The 15,022-nt window shown below is 39.0% G+C and carries 12 protein-coding genes and 1 riboswitch; of the genes, 1 reads left to right on the top strand and 11 read right to left on the bottom strand.

Annotation, left to right across the window (positions count from 1 at the left end):
* The first annotated feature begins 245 nt into the window (after positions 1-245).
* Positions 246-761: a gamma carbonic anhydrase family protein gene (locus NST91_RS03590; protein WP_341330046.1), complete on the top strand. Its 516-nt coding sequence runs from the start codon at positions 246-248 to the stop codon at positions 759-761.
* Between the two features lie 57 nt (positions 762-818).
* Here NST91_RS03590 and NST91_RS03585 read toward each other — a convergent pair whose 3' ends face one another.
* From NST91_RS03585 to hutU, 11 genes are all read right to left on the bottom strand, one after another.
* Positions 819-1,805 (bottom strand): aldo/keto reductase, encoded by a 987-nt coding sequence (locus NST91_RS03585; protein WP_341330045.1) that lies wholly within the window; start codon positions 1,803-1,805, stop codon positions 819-821.
* A gap of 283 nt (positions 1,806-2,088) precedes the next feature.
* Positions 2,089-3,474: an LLM class flavin-dependent oxidoreductase gene (locus NST91_RS03580; protein WP_341330044.1), complete on the bottom strand. Its 1,386-nt coding sequence runs from the start codon at positions 3,472-3,474 to the stop codon at positions 2,089-2,091.
* A gap of 70 nt (positions 3,475-3,544) precedes the next feature.
* The gene (locus NST91_RS03575; RefSeq protein ID WP_341330043.1) at positions 3,545-4,420 is read right to left on the bottom strand and encodes a MetQ/NlpA family ABC transporter substrate-binding protein; all 876 of its coding nucleotides are present in this window, start codon (positions 4,418-4,420) and stop codon (positions 3,545-3,547) included.
* 25 nt (positions 4,421-4,445) lie between these two features.
* Positions 4,446-5,108, bottom strand: a complete 663-nt coding sequence (locus tag NST91_RS03570; protein ID WP_341330042.1) for a methionine ABC transporter permease — start codon at positions 5,106-5,108, stop codon at positions 4,446-4,448.
* Positions 5,098-6,123 (bottom strand): methionine ABC transporter ATP-binding protein, encoded by a 1,026-nt coding sequence (locus NST91_RS03565; RefSeq protein WP_341330041.1) that lies wholly within the window; start codon positions 6,121-6,123, stop codon positions 5,098-5,100. Before NST91_RS03565 ends, NST91_RS03570 begins: the two co-directional genes overlap by 11 nt.
* Positions 6,124-6,642: 519 nt before the next feature.
* Positions 6,643-6,744: riboswitch (SAM riboswitch) on the bottom strand.
* 142 nt (positions 6,745-6,886) lie between these two features.
* Complete coding sequence (locus tag NST91_RS03560; RefSeq protein WP_341330040.1) at positions 6,887-8,212, bottom strand: 6-phospho-alpha-glucosidase; 1,326 nt, start codon at positions 8,210-8,212, stop codon at positions 6,887-6,889.
* Positions 8,213-8,259: 47 nt separating this feature from the next.
* On the bottom strand, positions 8,260-9,861 hold the full coding sequence (locus tag NST91_RS03555) for a PTS transporter subunit EIIC (RefSeq protein WP_341330039.1): 1,602 nt from the start codon (positions 9,859-9,861) through the stop codon (positions 8,260-8,262).
* A 119-nt stretch (positions 9,862-9,980) separates the two neighbouring features.
* Positions 9,981-10,754, bottom strand: coding sequence for a MurR/RpiR family transcriptional regulator (locus tag NST91_RS03550; protein ID WP_341330038.1), 774 nt, complete (start codon positions 10,752-10,754; stop codon positions 9,981-9,983).
* A gap of 178 nt (positions 10,755-10,932) precedes the next feature.
* Positions 10,933-11,901, bottom strand: a complete 969-nt coding sequence (locus NST91_RS03545; RefSeq protein WP_341330037.1) for an agmatinase family protein — start codon at positions 11,899-11,901, stop codon at positions 10,933-10,935.
* Positions 11,894-13,162, bottom strand: coding sequence for an imidazolonepropionase (gene hutI, locus NST91_RS03540; protein ID WP_341330036.1), 1,269 nt, complete (start codon positions 13,160-13,162; stop codon positions 11,894-11,896). Before hutI ends, NST91_RS03545 begins: the two co-directional genes overlap by 8 nt.
* The gene (gene hutU, locus NST91_RS03535; protein ID WP_341330035.1) at positions 13,162-14,838 is read right to left on the bottom strand and encodes a urocanate hydratase; all 1,677 of its coding nucleotides are present in this window, start codon (positions 14,836-14,838) and stop codon (positions 13,162-13,164) included. The genes hutI and hutU overlap by 1 nt, the downstream gene beginning before the upstream one ends.
* Positions 14,839-15,022 lie beyond the last annotated feature (184 nt).

The raw sequence follows: 15,022 nt of genomic DNA, 5'->3' as shown, positions 1-15,022 counted from the left end.
CCGATCGAGCAAGCGAGTCTCTTGCAAAGTCCTTCATCGGCGGTATGAAGGCCCGATCGAGCAAGCGAGTCTCTTGCAGAGTCCTTCATCGGCGGTATGAAGGCCCGATCGAGCATGTCAGTCTCTTGCAAAGTCCTTCATCGGCGTTATGAAGCCCCGAACGAATAAGTCCATTCCAAATCCCATCTTATCACGAATGATAAATATGTTATAATATTATGAAAAATTAAAAAGGAGATTTCATAATGCTTATTCCCTTTAAAGACAAAAAACCGAACGTACATGATACTGTCTTCTTGGCTCCAGGTTCTAATGTAATTGGTGATGTTCAGGTCGGTAAAGAGACCTCTATTTGGTTTAACGCTGTTCTGCGCGGTGATGAAGACGCTATTATTATTGGGGATCGATGTAGTATCCAGGATAATGCAACCATTCATTTATTTGAAGGCTCGCCAGTAGTAGTAGAAGAAGAAGTAACTGTTGGTCATAATGTGATTCTTCATGGTTGTACGATTAAAAAAAGATGTATCATCGGAATGGGCTCAACAATTTTAGACGGTGCCGTCATCGGTGAAGAGTGTATCATTGGTGCCAATACACTGATTCCGTCTAATAAAATCATTCCACCTCGTTCCCTCGTACTAGGCTCACCAGGAAAGGTGGTCCGGGACCTAACCAAAAAGGACTTTGAACTAATTCAACTATCAATTGATACGTACGTTGAAAAAAATTACATATACAACGATTTATTAAATAACTAGTTCTATAGAAATAAGAAAAAACTGTAGGGCGGCAAACACCTACAGATTTTTCTTATTTTATCTACTCCTCACTATTCCTTCCTCCGCACTGTGGTCTGTTGCTAACGGGGGAGTAATGGACAAGGAAGCTATTTCTTCCCACTGATTCTTATCTAAAGAGATTTTATTAGAATTAAGTGCCGGCTCCAACTGCTCTAGGTTTCTAGCACCTATGATTGGCGCTGTGATACTCGGGTTACTCTTTACCCAAGCAACCGCTAGAGAAACTGGATCATACCCATTTTCATTCGCATATTGTGTGAATCGACTAGCAATTTCATAATAACTCTCTTGACCGTATCTGAGTTGATAATTACGTTGTTCTATCAGCCTGCCTTGTTTAGGCTGCTTAGCTTCCCCATATTTACCAGATAGAAGCCCTCCACCTAACGGGCTGTAACTAATGACCCCAAGTTGTTCCGATTGAGCTAATGGTAATATCTCAACTTCCGCTTGTCTTTTCACTAGATTATACATCGGTTGAATGAGCTTAAATTTAGCCAAAGCTTTTCGTTCTGCAATACCAAGAGCTTTTGCAATTTGCCACGCAGCCCAATTACTGACCGCAGGATACAGTATCTTTCCTTGTCTTTGAAGATCGTCTAAAGCAATGAGCGTTTCTTCGATATCGGTTTTCTCATCAAACCGATGAAGGAAGTAAAATTCAATTCGATCTGTTCCCAACCGCTTCAGTGTTTTTTCAATAGAAAGGAAAATATGTCTCCTAGAAGTGCCTCCTTCATTGTTACCAACACCCGAAGGAAGACCGACCTTAGATGTCAATACAATATCATCTCGGCAATCAGCAATACACTTACCTAGTATTTCTTCTGAACTTCCACTGTTATAAATGTTTGCTGTATCAAAAAAATTGATTCCAACTTCCCTACACCGGTTAAACATTGCCATAGACGTTTTTTCGTCTGCTATTCCACCAAATGACATCGTACCGAAACACAACTCTGATACGTAAATGCCAGTATCTCCGATTGTTTTATATTCCATAAATACTCCCTCTCCTTATAATAACATTTGGCTCTTTTCTAAAAGATTGTTCCTATTAACTTAAAGTTTATCAGTGGAATTAGGAGTGATTTCCGCTTCTGGCACTCGCTTTCCGCGGGCGATCCGCAAGCCTCCTCGCTCGTACCTCACTGCGGGGTCTCGCTTGGCTCGCTATTCCCGCTGGAGTCTCGTGCCATCCGCTCCAATCAATTGAATTAACACCCAATGTGTATTTAATAATACTTATTAATGGCTAAAATAAATGCAACAATGTTTACGAAAATTACTTCCCTTCTAATATAGCAGTTTTTCGATACTGACTTCCCGGATGATCGCTTGGTAATAAACTACTTCCGTTATTAAATAATTTTTCCCTAAAGGACCCTTGTTCATATTCTGTTTTGTAAATTCCGCGTTTCTGTAATTCAGGAATGACCAAATCAATGAATTCCTTCAGGCTTTCTGGTGTGACAAGATGAGCCAGGTTAAAGCCATCTACGCCGCTCTCTTCGAATTGAAATTGAATGGCATCAGCCACTTCACTTGGATTTCCTACTAGCACATGATTCCGATCAATTGTTTCAAAACGGTTTAATACCTCTCTGACTGTTAATTTTTTGGGTGCATCTTTTGTAAGTGAGGCAGCTCTTGATTGCCCATGTTCGGTATGTTTATATTCAAAAGGACTATCTAAGTCTGTATATTTTGATAAATCATAACCACTAGAACCGCCATATTGGGCTTTTGCTGCTTCAGCACTCCAATACCTAGCTAATTCCTGATACTTTTCCTCTGCTTGTTCTGAAGTCTCACCAACAATTACATTTAAAAAAGTAAATGCCTTAATATTTTCAGGGTTTCGACCATATTTTTGCGCTCTTTGTCGGATATCTTGAATAGACGATTTTATTTTTTCTGCTGACCCGCCAACAAAGACACATTCTGCATGTTTGGCGGCAAACTCCTTACCACGTTCTGATGTACCTGCTTGGTAAATGACTGGAGTACGCTGTATGGAAGGCTCACTTAAATGAGGACCTTCTACCGAAAAATACTCACCCTTATGATTGATCTCATGTACCTTTGATGGATCTATTAGAACTTCTTTGGAGGCATCAGCAATGACAGCATTGTCCTCCCAACTCCCTTCCCATAGCTTATAAGAGACTTCCAAAAACTCGTCAGCCAAATCATAACGTGCATCATGCTTTAGCATTTCTGGTAAACCAAAGTTCCGTGCAGCATTCGGAAGATAAGAAGTAACGATATTCCAAGCAATTCTCCCTTTTGTAAGATGGTCTAAGGTTGAGAACCTCCTAGCATGGCCGAATGGATGCTCATATGTAGTACTAACTGTCACGGCGAAAGATAGATGTTCTGTTACACTTGCCATCGCTGGTACTACAAAAGCCGGATCATTTAATGGGACCTGAACCCCGTCACGAATAGATGGATGTTTACTTTGTTTATAAACATCATATATCCCAAGCACATCTGCAAAAAATACAGCATCAAACTTTCCTCGTTCCAATAATTTCGCTAATTCTATCCAATAATCTAAATCCTTGTATCGAGTATGTCTCTCACTATTTGGATGCTTCCAAAGCCCATGTGAATTATGCACGGCACTCGTCATATCGAATACATTTAATCGTATTTGTTTCGTCAATTTTCTCACCTTTTCATAGATTATTTAATTACGATAGCAGTGACCTATAAAACTTAACTCTCACACTCAACTATTTACTATTTTTTATGTTTTCTTCTAATTGTTTTAAAGTCTCCTCTAGATCTTCAGCAGGGATATCAACAACAATACTTCCACCTTTTGTATCTTCAATTACAGCTTCTTTAACGTCAGCTTCCTGATATAGCTTTGCAATCGTTTTGTATGTTTCATTGTCTTTATCCTCTTCACGAACGGCAAATACATTAATATATGGTCTTGCTTCTTCACTCTGTGGATCGTCATATAACAATGCATCCTTAAAATTCAACCCAGCTTGACCTGCAATCCCATTATTTATCAGTGATGCAGCAACATCCTTAAGTGCCTGTGCAGTTTGTTGAGAAACGACTGGAACGACTTCTAAATTTTTTGGGTTTTTAGCAATATCATCTATAGTTGCGTAAATGCCAACACCTTCTTTTAACTCAATTAAACCCGCGGCTTGCAATAAAAGTAATCCTCGACCAAGGTTTGCAGGATCATTTGATATTGCTATTTGAGAACCCTCAGGTATTTCTGATAAATCATCATATTTGTCAGAGTAAATCCCTGTAGGATTAATTGTTGTCGAAGCAATCGGAACAATAGTAAAACCATTTTCAACGTTAGCAGGACCTAGAAAAGCTAAATGTTGAAATGAATTCATATCAATCTCACCATTTGCAAGAGCATTATTTGGCTGAATGTAATCGGAAAACTCAACTAACTCAATTGTGATGCCTTTTGCCTTTGCTTTTTCTTCAATAAGCTTCCAATACGGTCCATCAGCACCTGTTACACCTATCTTTACGACCTCATTGGATTTTCCAGATGTACTATTCGTGCACGCTGTAAGTATTGATATTAAAAACACCATTGATAAGAAAATAATGAATCGCTTTTTCATTTTGAAATCTCTCCCTTTTTTTTGATTATCTACGTAAAAAGAATCTTGATAAAAAGTTCCCTGAAAACTGTGCTATTTGAACGAGTAGAATTAATATAACAACTGTTACAATCATGACCGATGTATCAAATCTCTGGTAACCATAGGTCATGGCAAGATCACCTAATCCACCGCCACCTACCGTTCCCGCCATGGCTGAGAAGTCGACGAGTCCAACAGTAACAAAAGTAAGACCGAGAATAAGAGGTCCTAATGCTTCAGGTATAAGTACGCCAAATATGATTCGTACTGGGCTTGCACCCATAGCCTGTGCGGCTTCAATAATGCCAGGATCAATCGAGACAAGATTACTCTCTACAATCCTAGCAACTGCAAAGCATGCAGCAATCGTCATAGGGAAAATAGCTGCTGCCGTTCCAATTGTAGTACCCATAATTGCCCGAGTTATGGGACTCAGTGCAACTAGCAAAATAATAAATGGAATTGGACGAACGATGTTCACTAACAAATTAAGTACGAGAAATATATATTTATTTTCTAATATGTTTCCTTTACGCGTGACAAAAAAGAGTACCCCCATCGCTATACCAATAATGCTTGAGAAAATTAATGTAAAGATAACCATCAAAATGGTTTCACCGGTAGCTTCAATAATACGAGGCCAAAAAGTAGTCCAATCAACTCTCATGACTAATCACCTCCCTTACCTCAACAATTTGTTTGAGTTCATTAATAACTTGCTGAATAAGAGGTTCAGGCCCCTGAAACTCAACAATTAAATTACCAAACAATTGATCTTGTAACTCATTAATGCTTCCGTATATAATATTGAAATCAATCCCATGCTTTCTCGTGACTCGAGACAGAATTGGCTGACTTGAAGCCCCTCCTGTAAAAATCACTCGATACAAGTTTCCAAAATGGTTATTGCGCAATTTCTCTAAGAGTTTGCTGGAAAGCTTATCGTTTAACACGGAACTAATAAAATTTTTTGTCGTTTTGGATTGTGGGTTTGAAAAAATATCATAAACACTTCCTTCTTCAATCACTGTTCCATTTTCCATCACTGCCACCCGATGACAAATGCTACGGATTACATGCATTTCATGAGTAATAAGTAAAATGGTAATATTGTACTCCTCATTAACCTTGCGTAATAGTTGAAGGATTTCTCCCGTTGTTTCAGGGTCTAACGCAGAGGTTGCTTCATCACAAATCAGAATGTCTGGTGAGGTAGCAAGTGCTCTTGCAATACCCACTCTTTGCTTTTGCCCGCCTGAAAGCTGTTCCGGATACTGCTCTGACTTATCTTGCAAACCAACAAATTGAAGTAATTCTTTAACACGATGATCAATCTGATCTTTTGGCAATTTTGCAAGTTTTAGAGGATAGGCAATATTTCCATACACAGTACGTGAGTTAAATAGATTAAAGGACTGGAAGATCATACCGATTTTCCTTCGTAACTTCCTTAGTTCAACTTGAGAGAGACTAGATATTTCTTGGTCGTTAACCACCACCTTCCCTGATGTTGGACGTTCAAGTAAATTAACAAGTCGGAGCAATGTACTTTTACCAGCCCCACTAAATCCAACCACCCCAAAGATTTCTCCTTTTGATATGGTTAAAGAAACATCCTTTAACGCTTGCACCTTCTTTCCTTCCAAACCAAATACTTTATTTACTTCCTCAAACTTAATCAATTTTGAATCCTCCTTTTGGAAATAAAACAAAAAAGGTACCTCTATCCAACACCATGTAAAGATGTATTGGATAAAGATACCTTTAGTTGTCTAATCGGCATACTTTTTCATTTTATATAAATTTAGTTTTTGAGAATTGATTATAGGTAGTAAAGACCTCTTTTTTATATCGAAAAAATAGGCTCTTTTCTAAAAGATTGTTGCTTTTAAATGCAGGGTGATTTTCGCTTCTGGTACTCGCTTTCCGCGGGCGATCCGCAAGCCTCCTTGCTTCACTGCGGGGTCTCGCTTGGCTCGCTATTCCCGCAGGACATTGAATTTGCTTCCTTGAAACTACACCGCACGAAGAAAATGCCAGCATTTTCGAGGATCTCGTACCATCCGCTCCAATCACTGAACGTAGTACTCATCGTGAATATATAATGGCTTTACCGATAGCAACAATGCTCAAGAAAACAGCCCAAAAATAAAACCCCCTTCATGACAGAAGAGGGTTTAAATAGTAAATTTAATCGTCTCTTCTCATCTTTCAAGCTCTTTGCTTGCTGGATTTGGCACAGTACCTAGTAGTCTGTTGCCGAGGCTTCAAAGGGCCAGTCCCTCCACCTCTCTTGATAAGAATTCATTGATTATTGAATTGTAATTTATAATTTACATGGAATGTGGTTAACTGTCAATAAGATTTTTGAAAAATCTTATTATTAATCTTTAAAGCTTGTAGTATTCTTATGCTACGGGTCACCCCTAGAATTCTACTTTTCTATTAATGTAATTCAGGCCAATAACCTTTGTTAGCTTCTATTAATTCATCCAAGATTTCTTTCGCTACTTTTGCACTTGGTACTGTTTTTGAAAGTGTTAGAGCCTGCCATAGCTTTTGATAGCTGCCTTCGATATAGGCTTGAACCACTAATTTTTCAACTGTTACTTGTTGGTACATTAATGCTCTTTGGAATTCAGGAATTTTTCCTTGGCTTAATGGCTCTGGACCTTCACTACCGACAATACAAGGAACCTCAACCATCGCCTCATCATCAAAGTTAGCAATTGCTCCATTGTTTTCAACAATTAATAACATTCTTTCATGTGTGTTAAAGGCAATCGCACGGGCTAAATCAACAACGAAAGTAGCATGTGCCCCCATTTCAAATTCGCAGCCTTCTGCTGTTCCTCCTTCAATGATTGTTCTAGCTGTAGAGAAGACAGTCTTTTCTCTACCTGCGATAACTTCATTTGCCCTTGTGTAATCCGGATTAGAGGTCTTTACCACATAATCAGGGTATAAGTAGTATTTTAAATACGTATTTGGCAAGAATCTAGGATCAACCGCTAGTAAATCTTTTGCTTTCTTGTGTGTTTCTTGCCAGCTGGCATCTGTGTGCTGGGTATCTACTTCTTTTTGAGTAAGATAACCGTTTTCTGCAACATAATCACGAATTTGAGGAAGATATTCATTTCCCTCTTTATCTTTAATACTTGTCCACCAGCCAAAGTGGTTTAATCCGAAATAACGTACTTCTAAATCCTGTGGCTCTTTGCCGATGATATGAGACATTCTACGCAGTGTACCTACAGGCATATCACAAATATTTAATACTTTTGAATTTGGGCGAAGAACTCGGCAAGCTTCAGCTACAATGGCTGCTGGATTAGAATAGTTTAACATCCATGCATCTGGCGAATATTTTTCCATTATGTCGATTAACTCAACCATATCACCGATGCTTCTCATTCCATAAGCAATTCCGCCAGGTCCGCATGTTTCTTGGCCGACCACACCATATTTCAATGGAATTTTTTCATCTTTTTCGCGCATTTCATATTTACCCGTACGAATATGAGCAAAGCAGAAATCGATATCTGTAAATGCCTCTTCTGGATCGGTTGTGAAGCAATATTCAATATCCGGCGCATTTTCTTTTAATACAATTTCAATTGCTTCTCCTAAAACAGCTTGTCTTTCACGATCATTATCATATAATTTTAATTTTCGAAGTGGGAAACGGTCCAGATTATCTAATAACATCATAACAATCCCTGGTGTATAGGTACTTCCTCCACCTGCAATAACGACTGAGAATTTTTTCATTTTCTCCATTCCCTTCTAGTAAACCTTTTTATTGTTTTATTCCGATTCTATTCGTTTGTCGTTAATCCTAAATAACTGTCAACAGCTTTTCTAATCGTTGTTACCTGTAAGCCGTAAACAACTTGAACGTTTTTATCTTTAATCACGACTCCACTAGCTCCTGTTTCTTTCTTCAACACTTCCTCGTTGACCATTTCAGGATTATCTAGTGTTAAACGAAGTCTTGTATAACAATTTGTTACGGTATGAATATTGCTTGCTCCACCTAATGCATCAACAATGACTGGGGCAATTCCGTCATTTCCTTGTGATTCGGAAGTTCCATTTTTTCCTTGTTTTTGCTTTTCTTTTAAGTCTTTCTTCGTATATAACTTTGTTTCTTGTCCACCTTCTTCTCTTCCGACTGTCTTGAAGTTAAACTTCACAATTAAGAAGCGGAATAGTAAGTAGTAGATAACAAAGTAGATTAAACCGATTAAAATGTACATTGGCCAGTGTGTTTTCTCAATACCAAGCGGTAAGTTGAACAATAGGAAGTCAATCATTCCATTTGGTCCAATTGCTCTGACATCTAATAGATTAAACGTCACCATTGCTAACCCACTTAAAGCTGCGTGAACCACAAATAGTAGTGGAGCAACAAACATGAATGAGAATTCAATAGGTTCCGTTACACCAGCAATAAAAGAAGTAACGGCTGCAGGAATCAAAATTGCTTTTACCTTAGCCTTGTTCTCAGGCTTTGCTGTATGATACATCGCTAAGCAAGCTCCGAGTAAACCAAACATTTTTGAAATACCTCGTGCATCCCAAACTACAGATGAAGAAAGTTCTTTTACAGTTGGATCTGCGATTTCAGCATAGTAAATATTTCTTGCACCTTCAAAAATTTGTCCGCCAACTTCTGCTACACCGCCCAATGATGTATATAAGAATGGTGTATAGATTAAGTGATGCAGCCCAGTAGGAATTAATAAGCGCTCTAACATTCCGTATAAGAATATTCCGAAGCTCCCACTGTGATTAATAAGAGTACCAAGATTGTTGATCCCATTTTGGAAAAACGGCCAAATATACGTAAGAGCAATTGATAAGAGTACAACTACTGGTATAAGTACGATAAAGACAAAACGTGATCCACCGTATATTTGAAAAGCTCCGTTAAATTCTATATCAACAAATTTGTTATGAACAAAAGCGGTTGCAATTCCAAGAATAATTCCGAGGAAAACACCCATATCAAGTATTTGAACACCTAAAACAAGCGTTTGTCCTGTACCTTGCAGGGAGTCTCCTTGAAACAGTACTCCGGTAAGGTCCATAAATTTATTCATCGCATTAACAAAAACCAAATAACCTAACAAAGCAGTAAAACCAGCAACGGCTTTCTCTTTATTAGCCAAGCCTACCGTGATACCGACACAGAAAATCAATCCTAAGTTCCCAAGAATCGAAACTAATGATCCTGTTAAAATGGATCCGAATCCTGTCGTAATCGGATTATCTAAAAATGGAATGACTTCCAATAGTCTAGCATTTGTAAATAAATTACCAAGGGCAATCAAAATACCGGCAATCGGTAAAATAAGTACTGGAATGAACATTGCTTTTGAAAAGCGTTGCATACCTTCCATCATTTTGGCTTTCATTTAGCCGCACCTCCAATATTCACTTAATTTCTTTCGACACGTTTAGAATACAATGCAAGCGTTTTATAGTCGATAGTTTCAACATGAATAAAAACGTGTTTCACAGATTGAAACACGTTTCATTCGACCCTATTCTTTTTCGACCCTAATTTCTCAACATACTGCTTAAGGATAAACTCAAACAACAAAAGCAATTTTGGAAAGAAACGATTTGGTAGCATATTTCGGTCATCTAGTTTATTGTAATCCATAATTTTAAAGTTTAAATCTGACAACTTAGCAATGCGATTCTCCGTTTCCTTTGTAAAAGAAACTGTAAACACATGATGCTCTTTTGCTGCATGCAGCTTATCAATCACAGTCTGTGTTTCCCCTGATTTTGATATTACAACTAATGCTCCAATATCTTCAAGATTATTTTCAAATATGCCAACGGAATCCGTTGCACTGGCAAATATCGTTTTCCTACCTAATACTAGTAGTTTTTTATGAAAGTACTCTGCAGCAATCGCTGAAAAGCCAGTCGCATAAATGAAAATATATTTTTGATCTAGATTTAACACTTTGCTAATAAACGTTTCAATATCTTCCATCGAATTAAGGGTTAAAAAATCCGTTTGGCTAACCTGCAAAAAGTCTTCTATATCACCACTTTGCGGTACTTCAACATTCCTTATCATCGGCAGTAGTTGATAATACATATCCACAAAACCGGTATAGCCTAACTTTTTGGATAAGCGAATAACAGTTGCGGGGGAAGTGAAATTGTCTTTAGCAATTTCACGTACTCCTTTTTGCAAAACGGTATCAATATTCGTAATAATATAACGTATGATTTGTACATCTAATTCCGTCAAATTTTTCCCTTGAATAATTTTGCTAATATCAATCAAAACTTAATCACTCTCATTCTTCTGTATGCCACTTTATATCATCTATATTATACCTCAACTCTAACAGTTCAACTAATAGTCGAAATATGTCATGCAATAGATGATAAAAAAACTGTAGGTTTCAAGCACCTACAGTTTTCCTTAATCTATCTACCCTTAATTATCCCTGCACTTGAGTCTATCGTAAGACAAGACCTGTAATAAATTGCAGCCACGCATAAGTTCCAACCTTAACTGTTTCAGAAACTGTCGAATCCTTACTTGGGTCCAGGCAGACATAATCAATATGTCTAACAGAAGGATGTTTGCCGATTTCTAGCAAACTATCAAACAGTTCAACGGCTGATAACCCTCCTGGTGTAGAAGCTGGTACTCCAGGGGCAACTGAAATATCCAATACATCCATATCAACTGTTACGTAAATACGATCAACCTTTGCTGTTAGTTGATCTAATGCACGTTGAATCGTGTTGATTAATCCCTGTTTTCGAGCTTGCTTTAATGTCACCATCTGAATTTTGTGCTGATTAGCGTAATCTACTAATGGTTTTGCATTGAAGTATCCATGAAGTCCAATATTAATCACGTTTTCTCCTTTAATGACCTTGCCATCGATTAATTGCCGGATTGGTGTTCCATTTGCTGGCCCTAGTTCTTTTGGATCCCTTACATCAAGATGTGTATCAAGTTGTAAAATTCCAATCGTTTCACTTGGGAATGCATCCTTAATCCCTCGTACAGCACAAGCCGTTGTCGAATGATCACCGCCAATCATACATGTCGGCGTGTTTGGATAGTGTGCAGCAAGATAGGCTGTAGACTTTTGGATTCGTTGATGTGATAACAGAATATCCGTCGTATGCATTGCCACATCGCCAGCATCCGCTACTCGAAAGGAACTTAAATCAACATTTTCGTCCAAATTATACGTGGCAAATCCCTTCCACATCCGCCGAAATTCAGTTGGATATAAAGAAGCTCCAGAAACACTAATCGAAGACCTTGAAATTGGCGCTCCGTACAGAATGAGATCAGGTGTATGTTCTTGCACATTCAATGGTGTAACCCATTGATGGACGTAAGTTGGTTCATCTATTGCCGTCTGATTCCATGACCATTCAGGTTTCTGAAGAAAATGTTCATTCATCTTTTTTCACGACCTTTATACCTTTTTTCCAGACATCTTTTACATGGTTAACCCCGAATAAATATTGCAATTCTTGATAATTTTTCACATTCCATAAAACAAAGTCCGCTTGTTTACCAACCTCAAGAGACCCAACTTGTTCATGCCGATTAATTGCATGGGCTGCATTATAGGTTGCTGCCGTTAATGCTTCTGCAGGTGTTAAACGCATTAAAATACAAGCTAAATTCATAACAAGTGGCATCGAGGTTGTTGGGGATGATCCTGGATTGCAATCCGTCGAAATCGCCACAGCCACACCTTCGTCGATCATTTTTCTGCCTGCGGCTGCTGCTTCACGTAAATACAGAGCTGTCGCTGGAAGTAAACAAGCGATTGTACCGGACTTCGCCATCGCTTTAATCCCTTCATCAGACGCTTTTAATAAATGCTCAGCTGAAATGGCTCCTACTTTAGCCGCTAATTCCGCCCCTCCATAAGGTACAATTTCATCGGCATGGATTTTCGGGATTAATCCCAATCGTTTTCCAGCTTCTAATATAAGCTCTGATTGCTCTGGTGTATATACCCCTTTTTCACAAAACACATCATTAAATTCAGCCAATTTTTCCTTAGCAACTGCCGGTAACATATCATTAATTAAATGATCAACAAACTCATCTTCACGACCTTTATACTCTGGTGGCACTGCATGTGCCCCCATAAACGTTGGAACTAGATCAATTGGATGTTGATTTTGAAGTTTTTTCATTACACGTAACTGCTTCAACTCGGTCTCCAAATCCATACCATAACCGCTTTTTCCTTCCACAGTTGTTACACCATGTGCCAAAAACGAATCTAGTCGATGTGTTGTTTGATTAATTAGCTCTTCTTCTGTAGCTTCTCTTGTCATTCGTGTGGTCGCATGAATTCCTCCACCCGCGTTCATTATGTCCATATATGTTGCACCCTCAAGGCGCATTTCAAATTCACGCTCGCGGCTTCCCCCGTACACAACATGTGTATGCGGATCCACCAGTCCTGGAGTAACTAGATGGTTCGTAGCATCAACAGTTTCAGCCTCATGGAGCCTATCAGCATACCGCACTTCAAGTTCTTTTGTTGTTCCTACTGCCTGGATTACACCATCTTCAATCCACAAACTGCCGTCTTCAATTAGCCCAAGCTCAGACATTGCTTCCTTTGAGCGTGGACCTTTTACATCAGACGCGAGTGTTGCTAATTGTGCCGCATGTATAATCCAGATTGGTTTTGTCATTATTGATCAACCCCTTTATCCAACATTGGCATCTTGATCCCTTTTTCACGCGCTGTTTTCTTAGCAAGTTCGTATCCTGCATCTGCATGACGTACAACCCCCATCCCTGGATCCGTTGTTAATACTCGTTCAATACGTGCTTCTGCTTCTTTCGTACCATCCGCAACAATCACAACCCCTGCATGTAAGGAGTAACCCATTCCGACTCCGCCACCGTGATGGACCGATACCCAAGTTGCGCCTCCAACAGCGTTTACCATCGCATTTAAAATCGGCCAATCTGCCACAACATCTGATCCATCTTTCATTGCTTCTGTTTCACGATTTGGTGATGCAACTGAACCTGAATCCAGATGGTCACGACCAATGACGATTGGTGCTTTCAGTTCTCCGCTTGCCACCATATCATTCAATATCTTTCCGAATCGGGCACGCTCTCCATAGCCTAACCAACATATACGAGATGGAAGGCCCTGGAATTGGATTTTATCCCTTGCCATACGAATCCAGTTACATAAGTGTTCATTGTCACTAAATTCACGTAAAATGGCTTCGTCTGTTTTGTAGATATCTTCTGGGTCTCCTGATAGTGCTACCCATCGGAATGGTCCTTTTCCTTCACAAAATTGTGGGCGAATATAAGCCGGAACAAAGCCAGGAAAATCAAATGCATTTTCTACACCTTCATCTTTGGCAACCTGGCGAATATTATTACCATAGTCAAATGTGATAGCTCCTTTTTCCATCATTTCAAGCATTGCTTCAACATGCTTAGCCATTGATGCTTTTGAAAGATTTACAAACTCTTTCGGATTGGACTCTCTTAATTTTGCTGCTGCTTCCAATGACATCCCAGAAGGTACATACCCATTTAGTGGATCATGTGCTGATGTTTGGTCGGTTAAGGCATCAGGGATAAAGTTTCTTGCAATCATCTCCGGAAGAAGATCAGATGCGTTGCCTAATAAACCAATCGATAATGCTTTTCCATCTCTTTTTGCTTCTTCAGCCAACTGGATCGCTTCATCTAATGTGTACGCTTTCACATCTGTATAACGAGTTTCAATTCGGCGGTCGATTCTAGACTCATCCACTTCAATCGCGATACATACGCCACCATTCATCGTTACTGCAAGTGGCTGTGCACCACCCATTCCTCCAAGGCCAGCTGTTACAGTAATCGTACCTCTTAATGTACCGTTAAAGTGCTGCTTCGCTAACTCAGCAAACGTTTCGTACGTACCTTGAACAATTCCTTGAGAACCAATATAAATCCAGCTACCTGCTGTCATTTGCCCATACATCATTAGGCCTTTTTTATCGAGTTCATGGAAGGTTTCCCAGTTTGCAAAAGCTGGAACAATATTCGAATTCGCAATCAAAACGCGTGGTGCATCCTTATGAGTTTTAAACACAACCACCGGTTTTCCTGATTGCACCAGCAATGTTTCATCACTCTCTAGTTCTTTAATTGAGTCAACAATCGCGTCAAATGATTCCCAGTTACGTGCTGCTTTCCCAATCCCCCCATATACAACAAGATCCTCTGGCCTCTCGGCTACATCTGCATCTAAATTATTCATTAACATACGAAGCACAGCCTCTTGCTGCCAACCTTTCGTATTTAATTGTGTCCCTACGTAACGGATAATTTTGTTGTTTTTTGTACTTTTCATTTTATTCCCTCCAAGTTGTATTACTTATATTTTATTAATAAAAAGAATGTATAGAATCCCAATCACATTACTTCGATCCTCTGTTAATTAATGGAGTTTTTTGTTGCCTTTTGATTAAATATCAAATGCGCCTTGGCGTATTTACGCCCGATTTTTTAAGCCCACACGATGTGGGTAACAAAGA

Origin of the sequence: Ferdinandcohnia sp. FSL W7-1320 (genome assembly GCF_038050315.1) — a bacterium.
In the GTDB taxonomy this organism is placed as follows: Bacteria; Bacillota; Bacilli; order Bacillales; family Bacillaceae_L; genus Ferdinandcohnia; species Ferdinandcohnia aciditolerans.
The sequence above is the reverse complement of the archived record's forward strand: the minus strand, read 5'-3'. Positions and strand labels throughout refer to the sequence as shown.

Bases quoted from the DNA above. Each gene is read 5' to 3' on its own strand.
- NST91_RS03545 (WP_341330037.1), bottom strand. From the start codon at position 11,901: ATGAATGAACATTTTCTTCAGAAACCTGAATGGTCATGGAATCAGACG.
- NST91_RS03570 (WP_341330042.1), bottom strand. From the start codon at position 5,108: ATGAGAGTTGATTGGACTACTTTTTGGCCTCGTATTATTGAAGCTACC.
- hutI (WP_341330036.1), bottom strand. From the start codon at position 13,162: ATGACAAAACCAATCTGGATTATACATGCGGCACAATTAGCAACACTC.
- NST91_RS03590 (WP_341330046.1), top strand. From the start codon at position 246: ATGCTTATTCCCTTTAAAGACAAAAAACCGAACGTACATGATACTGTC.
- NST91_RS03560 (WP_341330040.1), bottom strand. From the start codon at position 8,212: ATGAAAAAATTCTCAGTCGTTATTGCAGGTGGAGGAAGTACCTATACA.
- NST91_RS03585 (WP_341330045.1), bottom strand. From the start codon at position 1,805: ATGGAATATAAAACAATCGGAGATACTGGCATTTACGTATCAGAGTTG.
- hutU (WP_341330035.1), bottom strand. From the start codon at position 14,838: ATGAAAAGTACAAAAAACAACAAAATTATCCGTTACGTAGGGACACAA.
- NST91_RS03575 (WP_341330043.1), bottom strand. From the start codon at position 4,420: ATGAAAAAGCGATTCATTATTTTCTTATCAATGGTGTTTTTAATATCA.
- NST91_RS03555 (WP_341330039.1), bottom strand. From the start codon at position 9,861: ATGAAAGCCAAAATGATGGAAGGTATGCAACGCTTTTCAAAAGCAATG.